The following is a 3107-nucleotide window of genomic DNA, read 5'->3' as shown; positions in this document are numbered from 1 at the left end:
GCTGTACTGGTAGCAGATACGGTTCTCGCTTAAAAATGTGGTGCGGTATTCATTCAGCCATTTCGTAATCACCGTGGGTATGGTTTCCGTTTCCCCCATAGCGGCTAACAGTTCCGTTGCCGTGCCTATCCATTCTTCCTTATCCCTCATAAAATCCACCAACCGAAAAAGGACATCTGGTATCGTTTCTTTCGCAAGCTGCTCCTGCGTTTTCCGCTCCACAAGCTCCCAACGGCAATCACGGAAACGCAGCGTGTATTCCTGATAAGGCGTGTCCCTGCCCGTCACATACAGCTTGGCGGTGTCAGACGCACGTTTCTCCTTTTCCAGAACAAAGGTAGCGTCCGCACTCCCCGTTAATCCTGTCGTCCCAGACACCTTGTTGAACACGTCGCTGTCATTCTGCTTTCGGATGTGGTGTACGACAATGACCGCCAGAGAGTGCCTGTCGGCAAAGTCTTTGATGAGGGAGATGTCCCCATAGTCGCTTGCATAGGCATTGTCTTTTGAAGCTGTACGGACTTTCTGCAAGGTATCAATGACAATGAGCCTGCTGTCTGGGTAATCTTTCAGATAATCTTCAAGCTGCACGATAAGACCGTCTGACAGCTTGCAGCTTGCCACGGCAAAGTGGAGCCGCCCGCTTGCTTCGTCCGTCAAACGAAATAACCTGTCCTGTATGCGGCAGAACGTGTCCTCAAGGCAGAGGTAAAGCACATCGCCCTCCATTGTCGGCATATCCCATAAAGGGATTCCCTGCGACACGCATAAGCATAGCTTCAGCATGAGCCAGCTTTTGCCTATCTTCTGTGAGCCGCAGAACAGCGATAAGCCTGTCGGGATAAGGCTGTCCACCACAAAGGATGGTTTCTCAAGCGGTTCATAAAGGAGCGTTTCGGCGTTGACTGTCTGTAACTTCTGCATGGCTTTCCTCCTTTCGGGCGGTGTCTTTGTTTTCGTTGCACATAGGCGTTGACCTCCTTAAAAATAGATTTACTCCCACGGAAAAAAGTGAGAGTATGTAATGCCGCCAATCCCACACAAATAAAAAACAGATTTCTTTTTCGGGCGGTGTCGGTCACGGTTGGAGATATTTCTTCAATTTCCGCCTTTACTTTCTCCTTTGCAATCGCAACAGATTTCTGTATTGCCGAAGCGGTGCAATGCTCCATAGCGGCGATTTGGTAAAAATTGAACTCATACTCGTAGTAGAGCAGGAAACGCCGCCTTTGTATCTCTGGAAGGCTCCCAACCGCCTTATAGAGCGTTTCATTCCGTTCTTCCTCAACCATGCGTTCATCAAGGCTCTTAGGCACACGCAACGCCCGTCTGTAAAGGGTTTCGTCCCATACCTCGTTAAACTCCCTGTGCCGCTCGTCCCATTAGAAAAGATTCCTGTTCCTGCGCTCCATCTGCCGAAACTCCATAAAGAACTGTTCCGACACTTCCAACTCGTGGGATTTGCCCTGCCCGTCCTTAAAGCTGATAAAATACCTTGTGCCGCTTTCCGTGGATTCCTCCCGAAGCGTGTATGCCTTAACCCTGTATGCCATCCTGTTGTCCTCCTGCAAAAAATGAGTGAGGGGATTTCCATCCCTCACCCAGTAGCCCGCAGGATGGCAGGCTGTTTTAGAAGCTATAAAATTTTCCGCAGCTTCTTCCGCAGATGGTCTAACCTCGCATAGATGGCACCAGTCGTCAAATGCACAAGCGGGGCAATCTCCTTTGTGGAATACCCCTGCATTTTCAGCAGGACGATTTTCAAGGTACGCCCGTCCACCGTGACTAATACTTGATAGAGATTTTCGCTCTCAATCTCTTCCAGTAACTCCGCAACCGTACCCACTTCCGCCTGCCGCTCCCTGCCTGCCATGTCCTCAAGATATTCCGCAACGTCATTCGTCCATCGGTAAAACCGCCTGTTGGAATTGAAGTCTGCCCTGTCCGCCATGCGTATCTGCTCAATGGTCGCTTCATCAACGCCGCACTCACGCAGCAGCTTTTCCTCCGCTTCTTTCCAGATACGCCATTTCCTGTCCTCCCGTCCGTGGTTGTATGCCATTCTTACTTCCTCCAATCAGAATTGATTGAGAGGGCAGAGAAAAGCCCCCTCATCTTCCCAAAGGAAAAAACAAGGGGGCTGAACGCCTTAAATTTTAATTTTCTATTATCTTTCTTAGTTTTATTAGGATTCTGGCTTTGCGTTTGTTTACAACGCTCTGGGTTATGCCCAACCTCGCCCCGACTTCACGCTCGGAAAGTCCGTCAAAAAAGATTGCCTGTATCAGCTCCTGTTCACTATCCGACAGCAAAGGCAGGGCGGCTTTCAGCCTGTCCACCATGACCGCATTGACAACGGTTTCTGCAATGTCCACCGCTTCATCAGTGATAAAGTCCAGAGGATTCCCCTCGCTGTCCGTAAATCCGTCGAGAGATAGCAGTCTATTCTTTGTATCTAATTTTTGCAGATAACGCCACCGTTCCTTGTCACGGTAGAAGTCTGTGTATTGCTCCCTCACGACTTCAAGCAGACAGCCTTGAATGGGGATAAACAGCTTGTCCATATAGGTCTGGTCGGATTCCCTGCAACGGCAGAACTCCGTGTAGGATAATTCCACATAGCCGCCACTTTCTCTGATATATACCTTTCTTGGTGCATATTTCACCATAAATACCTCCCATCTGAATTTTTGAAATGTAAAAAATCCAGATGGAGAGGCGGAGAACGACACCGCATATCAGAAACAGCCCTACGGCACTTTCCAACAAAAATCGACAAAAGAAAAACCGCAAAGGCTCTGTGACCTTTACGGTTATAGGAAATAGTAATTCTATTGTATGGAGATTGTACTTCTACTTTCAAGGTGAGAAGTACCGTTGCACTGGCAGAAATTTTTTTAACTGGTTTCCTGCCGTTCTCTGATATGCTATGTATTGATAAATTTTGCTTCGTATGAGCAGATAGATAACTGCCCGAAAAAAGGACATAAAAAAATCCCTCCAAATTTAAAAACAAATTCAGAGGGTAATTTAGGGTATAACAAAATAACCCACCCGAATATCGTTTTTTTTATTTGGTGAGTTTGTTCTTTCAAATACGAAACAAA

5 protein-coding genes are annotated in these 3107 nt (G+C 47.6%); all 5 read right to left on the bottom strand.

The window, feature by feature from the left end; genetic code table 11:
- Positions 1–924, bottom strand: a 924-nt coding sequence (locus DWX61_RS15360; RefSeq protein WP_118626257.1) for an AAA family ATPase, incomplete at its 3' end; no start/stop codon positions are given.
- A 458-nt stretch (positions 925–1382) separates the two neighbouring features.
- Complete coding sequence (locus DWX61_RS19705) at positions 1383–1553, bottom strand: hypothetical protein (RefSeq protein ID WP_000331638.1); 171 nt, start codon at positions 1551–1553, stop codon at positions 1383–1385.
- Between the two features lie 83 nt (positions 1554–1636).
- Positions 1637–2062 carry an RNA polymerase sigma factor gene (locus DWX61_RS15350; protein ID WP_000323895.1) on the bottom strand — a complete coding sequence of 142 codons (426 nt, stop codon included), beginning with the start codon at positions 2060–2062 and terminating at the stop codon, positions 1637–1639.
- Between the two features lie 94 nt (positions 2063–2156).
- Positions 2157–2669, bottom strand: a complete 513-nt coding sequence (locus DWX61_RS15345) for a sigma-70 family RNA polymerase sigma factor (protein WP_000241709.1) — start codon at positions 2667–2669, stop codon at positions 2157–2159.
- Positions 2670–2927: 258 nt separating this feature from the next.
- Positions 2928–3107 (bottom strand): hypothetical protein (locus tag DWX61_RS19090; protein WP_207658002.1); only part of this gene is annotated, 180 nt, incomplete at its 5' end.

Origin of the sequence: Ruminococcus sp. AF20-12LB (genome assembly GCF_003478985.1) — a bacterium.
GTDB lineage: Bacteria > Bacillota > Clostridia > Lachnospirales > Lachnospiraceae > Blautia_A.
Note: the sequence above shows the minus strand (reverse complement) of the source record. Positions and strands in the feature narration are given on the sequence as shown.